Source organism: Bradyrhizobium sp. BR 10261 (genome assembly GCF_019455395.1).
Classification (GTDB): Bacteria; Pseudomonadota; Alphaproteobacteria; order Rhizobiales; family Xanthobacteraceae; genus Bradyrhizobium; species Bradyrhizobium manausense.
Genome location: NZ_JACOFQ010000003.1, coordinates 337546 through 344132 on the forward strand (window position 1 = coordinate 337546; position 6587 = coordinate 344132).

A 6587-nucleotide genomic window follows, 5' to 3' on the forward strand; every position below is an offset into this window, starting at 1 on the left:
CTCGCGCTTGCTGCGAGCGGTTTCTACCACGGAGTCAATCCGGGAATGGGATGGCCGCTCGCAGTTTCAGCCGGGCTCATGGACAAGAGCCCGCGCGCGCTCTTTCGTGCATTGTGGGCTCTGGCGGCCGGGCATCTCCTGGCAACGCTTCTCGTGCTGCTGCCATTCGCGTTTCTGTTCGTGCTGGCCGAGTGGCAGCGTCCAATCCAGCTCGGTGCGAGCCTTCTCGTCATCGGCTTTGGCGTCTATCGGCTGATCGAGCGTCGTCATCCGCGCGCGCTGGCCCGAATTCCGCCGACACAACTGGCGCTCTGGTCGTTTGCCGTCGCCATCGCTCACGGCGCCGCCCTGATGCTGGTGCCGATCTATCTCGGGCTCTGTCAGGCCTTCGATCTCGATGCCGGCCATGAGGCGGCGGGCGCGCTGATGAAGGCAAGCCTTATTGAGTCAAGCCTCGGGATGGCGGTGCTGGTGTCCTTGGTGCACGTGACCGCCATGGTCGGCGCCAGCGGGTGTCTGGCGTGGCTAGTCTACCGCCATCTGGGATTGAGGTTCGTCTCGCGAAGCTGGTTCAATCTCGATGCAGTCTGGGCGACCAGCCTCGTTCTGGTCGGCGCGGTGGCGCTCGCTTTCAATCTCGTGAGCTGGCGCTGAGCTCCAGCCGCGCCAGAGCCCACTCGCCGATGATGCGAAAGCGCGCCTTGGCATCATCCTGCCTGAACAGCGCGATGCGATCGATCGCCAGCTTTTCCAGCTTCAGCCTCGCAAAACTTGCCCGCAACATCTCCAGGATCGGGCCGCGCCGCTCGGCATCGAGCCGCCCCGTCAGCGTCATGTGGAAGCGGAATTCTTCCATCACGTAAGGGTAGCCCCAGCGATCGAGATAATCGCGCTGGCGCTCGCTGAGCTTTTCCGGCTTGCGCCGCGCGCGGTCTTCCGCGTTCAGGGACTGGCGGAAGCAATCGAAATCGCGGACGCCATCGGCGGCGAGCTGTTGCAGCGCGCCAACCGGCTCGGCTGGAATGACGGCGATGAAGCCGCTGACGGAATCGACGATTGGGCGGATCACCGGGATCTGGCGCGCCTTGCCGGCGAATGTCGCGCAGGCCGCGGCGAGTTCGGCCTCTGTCTTGCCCGCTGCCAGCGCCATCGGCGCCTTCAGCGTGCCGTGAAAACCGTATTTGCGGGGATCGGCGGTGACGTCGCGCCAGTCGGCGGCGACGCCCAGGGCGTCGCCGGGAAAGGGCAGTTCGTCGCCGGTGTAGGCATCATAGCCGAGCAGCTCGGCGCCGAAGCGGGAGAGCGCGTGGTCGGCGCCGGCGGCAAAATAGATCGCGTAGCGGGGAAAACCTGTCATTGCCCAAGCATAACTAATTTATGCTGCAACGATAGTCTCGCGCGGTGTCGCCGCGATGCCAGCCAGACGCGTCGCATCGGTGAGATGGACGAGCTTGCCGGCCGCGATCACCGCGACCAGCCGCGGCCGCAACGGCATGCTGTCGTCGACGAGCACAATGTCGGCACGATGGCCTGCGGCGAGCGTGCCGCGATCGGTGAGGCCCGTTGCCTGCGCCGGCGCCGACGAGATCAGCTTCCAGGCCGCTGCCAGCGGCAGCACGCCGTCGGCGGCGAGGCGGAATGCGGCGAGCAGCGGCGCCGGATAGTAATAGTCGGAAGCCAGCACCGTGCAGAGCCCCTTGGCGATCATGTCGGAGGCTTTGGTCCAGCCGGTATGGCTGCCGCCGCGCACGACGTTCGGTGCACCGTAGACGATGGCATCGCCATGATCAGCTGCCTCGCGCGCCGTCTCCTCGGTTATCGGAAACTCGGCGAGCCTCACGCCCATGGCGCGAAAATTCCGGCGCATCGCCGGCGTCGCATCGTCATGCGACAGCATCCGCACCTCGGCCGCGCGGGCCGTAGCAGCGAGCCGGACGATCGAGGCCGGAACCTCGGCTGCGCGCGACACGATATGCGCGACAAGCTTGTCGAAATCCTCGCCCGACAGGCCGGTGCGCTCCACCATGCGGTTGCGCTTGCGCGGATTCGAGATGTCGGCAACGACCCCGTCCATATGGTCGTTGAAGGCGAACAGGTCGACGCGGCCCTCGGCCAGCCACTGGCCGATCTCGTCTTCGGCATCGAGATTATAGGTCTCGTGGCGCAGGTGAAAACGGGTGTCGGCGGCGAAGTGCGGTCGTCGCCGCTCGATCGCCTCGAGCAGGCGCCTGGCATTGTCGCCGCTGCGCAGGCCCGGCTCCCACGACCAGGTGGTGGCGTGGAACACCGTGGTGATGCCGTTGCTGATGACCTGGCGGTCGGTGTCATCAAGCGCGACGTCGATCGGAAAATCGACGCCGGCGCGCGGCATCATCTGCCGCTCGAAGGCATCGCCATGCAGATCGACGATGCCGGGCAGCACCAGCAAACCGCGCGCATCGATCGCCAGCCGCGGCCGGCCGCGAGACGCATCGATCTGCACAATGTCGGCTCCGGATACGGAGAGGGAAGTTTCGGCAAGCTCGGAGCTAACAAGGGTCCGGCCACCCTCGATGAAAATGTCTGTCACGCGACCGCGCTTGGTTTGCTGGAAGGGAGACTTGGCTCTGCTTCGTATGCCGACGGGAAATCTTCAATTGCGAGCGTGCGGAAATCGGGCAGCGCCGCACGCAATTTGTCGTGATCCCAGTCCCACCATGCCAGCCTGGCCAATGTCGCATCTGTTCGAGCGGCACAATGACGGTGTCATGACGATACGATGACAGGGGATGAAGTGTGCAGGATCGCCACGCCGCATTGCGCGTGTCATACAAGTGTCAACCGCCGGGGATAGCGGTGGGGTCCAGCTACTCTGGAGCCCTGCATGCTGGTGGTTGAAGGTCTGACGTGCCGCTTTGGCGCAAAAGCCGCGGTGGACGAGGCTTCGTTTCAAATTTCCCCCGGCGGCTTCGTCGGCGTGATCGGGCGCTCCGGCGCCGGCAAGTCGACCCTGCTGCGCGCAATCAATCGTCTGGTGACGCCGACGCGGGGCCGCATCCTGTTCGACGGCCTCGACGTCACCGCGCTGCGCGGCAAGGAACTGCGGCAGTGGCGGGCGCGGTCGGCGATGATCTTCCAGCAGTTCAACCTGGTCGGCCGGCTCGACGTGCTGACCAATGTGCTAATGGGCCGTCTTGCCACCATGCCGGCCTGGCGCTCGCTGTCGCAAGTGTGGCCCGAGCAGGACAAGGCGCTGGCGATGTCGGCGCTGGAACAGTTCGACATCGCCTCGCTCGCGGCGCAGCGCGCCGATCAGCTCTCCGGCGGCCAGCAGCAGCGCGTGGCGATCGCACGGGCGCTGGTGCAGCAGCCCGACATCATCCTCGCCGACGAGCCGATCGCCTCGCTCGATCCGCGCAACACCAAGATCGTCATGGATGCGCTGCTGCGCATCAACAAGCATTTCGGCATCACCGTGCTCTGCAACCTGCATTCGCTCGATCTGGCGCGCAGCTATTGCGATCGCCTGATCGGCATGGCGGCGGGCCGCGTGGTGTTCGACGGCGCGCCGTCCGCGCTGACCGACCTTGTCGCGCGTGAGCTCTACGATCTCGAAGCCGCCGAAATCCTGGGCGGCACGCCTGCGCCGGTGCCCGAGGGGGTCCCGGCACTCGGAACGGCTGCGGCGGCCTGAGCCGCGTCGCATCCGTCATGACCAGTTTTGCGTCAACCGCTCCTATCAGATGAAGAGGGCATCATGATCACTCGCAGATTAGTTCTTGCCGGCGCCGCCGCGCTGACCTTTGCCGGATCCGCTTCCGCCGAAGACTGGAGGGCGAAATATCCGGAGATCACCTTCGCCGCGATTCCGGCCGAGAACGGTTCGGGCGTGACCGAGCGTTACGCCCCCTTCATCAGCTATCTGTCCAAGGAGCTCGGCGTCAAGGTGACGCTGCGTGTCGCCAACGACTACGCCGCCCTCATCGAGGGCCAGCGCGCCGGCAACATCCACATCGGCTATTACGGCCCGGCCTCGTTCGCGCGTGCCCGGCTTACCGGCGTCAAGACCGACGCCTTCGTCATCGACGTCAACTCCGACGGCTCGAAGGGTTATTACTCGGTGTTCTACGTGCTGGCGAAATCGCCGTACCAGAAGATCGAGGACCTCAAGGGCAAGAATTTGGGCCTGGTCGATCCGAACTCGACCTCGGGCAACAACATGCCGCGCTTCAAGCTGAACGCGCTCGGCATCGATCCCGATGCCTATTTCTCGAAGGTCGTCTTCACCGGCAGCCACGAGAATGCCGTTCTCGCACTCGCGCAAGGAACCGTCGACGTCGCTGCCAATTGGTGGAACGCGGACGACGATTCCAACCTGACCCGCATGCTGAACAAGGGCATGGTGAAGTCGGCCGATGGCACGCCGATGAAGAAGGAGGACTTCCGCATCGTCGTGAAGTCCGACCTCATCATCAACTCGCCCTACGCCTATCTGAGCGACCTGCCTGAGGACATGAAGGCCGCCATCAAGAAAGCCTTCCTCGATGCGGCGCAGAAGGATCCCGAGGCGTTCAAGAAGCTCTCCGACGGCAAGAACAAGCCGTGGGAGCCGATCGCCAACGACGATTACAACAAGACCCTCGATCTGATTAAGTTCGTCGATAATCTGCGTAAGAAGGCGTCCTGAGCTCGTCGGGACGAGGCTACTCGAGCCGGGTCGATGGACCCGGCTCTTTTCTTGATGGATCTGTTTGTGATGGATCTGTGCCTTCGATGACGGTTGCGGTTTCGATCCTTCCCGAGCAGCAGCTCGCCGCCCTCAACGCCGCCTATCGCAAAGCGGTCGCACGCAAGCGCCTGCGCCTGCTGGCGGGCTTCACGTTGTTCGTCGCCGCGCTGATCGTGGCCTCGATCGGCGCCGAGGTGAATTTGCGCACCTTCTTCACTTATTTCGGCAACTTCGTCAGCTACTTCAATCGCATCCTCACCCTCGACAGCGGCCAGCGGGTCTGGACCGATCTCGGCGAGTGGTTCTGGGGCCTGCGCAAATGGCTGAAGCTGCTCGGCGAGACGCTGCTGATCTCCTATGTCGGCACGCTGATCGGCGCCGTCCTTGCCTTCCTGCTCAATTTCTTCTCCGCCGAGAACACCTCACCCGCCCCTTGGCTGCGCTTCACGGTGCGCCGGTTGCTTGAATTCGCGCGCACGGTGCCCGGCATCGTGTTCGCGCTGATCTTCGTCATGGCCTTCGGCCTCGGTCCGGTGGCGGGCGTGCTCGCGATCGCGATCCATTCCACCGGCGCGCTCGGCAAGCAGTTTTCCGAGATGGTCGAGAACGCCGAGATGAAGCCGGTCGAGGCCATCCGCTCCACCGGCGCGAGCTGGGTGTCGTGCATGCGCTTTGCGATCCTGCCGCAGGTCTCGGCGGGTTACGCCAGCTACGCGCTGCTGCGTTTCGAGATCAATGTGCGCGAGGCCTCGGTCATGGGCTTTGTCGGCGCCGGCGGCATCGGGCAGGAGCTGATCGTCGCGATCCGAAAATTCTACTACTCCGACGTCAGCGCCATCCTCGTCACCATCATCGTCACGGTGTTCCTGATCGACATCACCACCGGCTGGGTGCGCGGCCGCCTGTTCGGCAAGGAGGCGCGGAATTGAATAATCCGCAGGACGTCAACACCGAGGAGCTCCGCGCGCGCTACCCCGACGTCTTCAACCGTCCGGCATCGGCGCGCCTGGCGACGCCGGCGATGCTCGTCGCGGCGCTTGCGATCTTCGTGTTCGGCCTTGTCGATCTCGATTTCTCGCCGGCGCGCTTCATCACGGGCTTAAGCCAGCTCGGCTGGATCAGCATGATGATGATGCCGCCCGATCCCGGATCGTCGCTTCCGCTCTATCTCAAGGCGCTGGGCGAGACGCTGTCGATCGCGCTGCTCGGCACAACGTTGGCCGCCTTGCTGGCGCTGCCCGTCAGCCTGGTTGCGGCCCGCAATATCGTCCCTAACATCGTCCGTTTCCCGGTGCGGCGGTTCCTGGATTCGATCCGCGGCGTCGATACGCTGATCTGGGCGCTGGTGTGGATCAACGTGGTCGGGCTCGGCCCGTTCGCCGGCGTACTCGCGATTGCCGTGGCGGATTTCGGTGCGTTCGGAAAGCTGTTCTCGGAGGCGATCGAAGGCGCCGATCGGAAGCAGGTCGAGGGCATCCGCGCCTGCGGCGGCAGCGCGCTGCACGAGATCCGCTTCGGCCTGATGCCGCAGGTGCTGCCCGTCATCGCCGGCCAGGTGCTGTATTTCATCGAATCGAACACGCGTTCGGCCACCATCATCGGCATCGTCGGCGCCGGCGGCATCGGCCTCCAGCTCGCCGAGCAGATCCGCGTGCTGGAATGGCAGAAGGTGTCGTTCCTGATCCTGATGATCCTGGTCGCCGTCGCTGGAATCGATTTCATCTCGGGCAAGCTGCGCTTTGCGATCATCGGTGAGCGGGCGGTTGCCTGAGCAACGATGCGTAGATGGGGTAACGGGCACGGAGGCCTCCCAAGCCAGCCGCGCTAGCTACGGCGCTATTTGAAGGCGCGCGTCGCGCGGCTGGCTTGGGAGGCGGTC

General features: G+C 64.6%; 7 protein-coding genes and 1 pseudogene. 5 read left to right on the top strand and 3 right to left on the bottom strand.

The window, feature by feature from the left end:
• The first annotated feature begins 45 nt into the window (after positions 1-45).
• On the top strand, positions 46-654 hold the full coding sequence (locus HYH07_RS05430; protein ID WP_220001489.1) for a hypothetical protein: 609 nt from the start codon (positions 46-48) through the stop codon (positions 652-654).
• On the opposite strand, the gene HYH07_RS05435 is transcribed toward HYH07_RS05430, so the two are convergent.
• The 3 genes and pseudogenes from HYH07_RS05435 to HYH07_RS36710 all read right to left on the bottom strand — a co-directional run.
• A complete protein-coding gene (locus tag HYH07_RS05435) occupies positions 632-1357 on the bottom strand; it encodes a DUF1045 domain-containing protein (RefSeq protein ID WP_220001490.1) in 726 nt (241 codons plus the stop codon). The genes HYH07_RS05430 and HYH07_RS05435 overlap by 23 nt on opposite strands.
• An 18-nt stretch (positions 1358-1375) precedes the next feature.
• Positions 1376-2569, bottom strand: a complete 1194-nt coding sequence (locus HYH07_RS05440; RefSeq protein WP_220001491.1) for an alpha-D-ribose 1-methylphosphonate 5-triphosphate diphosphatase — start codon at positions 2567-2569, stop codon at positions 1376-1378.
• Positions 2566-2712 (bottom strand): annotated as a pseudogene (locus HYH07_RS36710) (chloramphenicol acetyltransferase); the annotation flags it as partial. The gene HYH07_RS05440 and the pseudogene HYH07_RS36710, both read right to left, overlap by 4 nt.
• 151 nt (positions 2713-2863) lie before the next feature.
• Between HYH07_RS36710 and phnC the strand changes: the two are divergent.
• From phnC to phnE (HYH07_RS05460), 4 genes are all read left to right on the top strand, one after another.
• Positions 2864-3673, top strand: a complete 810-nt coding sequence (phnC, locus tag HYH07_RS05445) for a phosphonate ABC transporter ATP-binding protein (RefSeq protein ID WP_220001492.1) — start codon at positions 2864-2866, stop codon at positions 3671-3673.
• 63 nt (positions 3674-3736) lie between these two features.
• Positions 3737-4666 (top strand): phosphonate ABC transporter substrate-binding protein, encoded by a 930-nt coding sequence (gene phnD, locus HYH07_RS05450; RefSeq protein WP_220001493.1) that lies wholly within the window; start codon positions 3737-3739, stop codon positions 4664-4666.
• 86 nt (positions 4667-4752) lie between these two features.
• On the top strand, positions 4753-5637 hold the full coding sequence (gene phnE, locus HYH07_RS05455) for a phosphonate ABC transporter, permease protein PhnE (protein WP_220001494.1): 885 nt from the start codon (positions 4753-4755) through the stop codon (positions 5635-5637).
• On the top strand, positions 5634-6479 hold the full coding sequence (gene phnE, locus HYH07_RS05460; RefSeq protein ID WP_220001495.1) for a phosphonate ABC transporter, permease protein PhnE: 846 nt from the start codon (positions 5634-5636) through the stop codon (positions 6477-6479). The genes phnE (HYH07_RS05455) and phnE (HYH07_RS05460) overlap by 4 nt, the downstream gene beginning before the upstream one ends.
• Positions 6480-6587: the final 108 nt, after the last annotated feature.

Bases quoted from the DNA above. Each gene is read 5' to 3' on its own strand.
- phnD (WP_220001493.1), top strand. From the start codon at position 3,737: ATGATCACTCGCAGATTAGTTCTTGCCGGCGCCGCCGCGCTGACCTTT.
- HYH07_RS05430 (WP_220001489.1), top strand. From the start codon at position 46: ATGGGATGGCCGCTCGCAGTTTCAGCCGGGCTCATGGACAAGAGCCCG.
- phnC (WP_220001492.1), top strand. From the start codon at position 2,864: ATGCTGGTGGTTGAAGGTCTGACGTGCCGCTTTGGCGCAAAAGCCGCG.
- phnE (WP_220001494.1), top strand. From the start codon at position 4,753: ATGACGGTTGCGGTTTCGATCCTTCCCGAGCAGCAGCTCGCCGCCCTC.
- HYH07_RS05435 (WP_220001490.1), bottom strand. From the start codon at position 1,357: ATGACAGGTTTTCCCCGCTACGCGATCTATTTTGCCGCCGGCGCCGAC.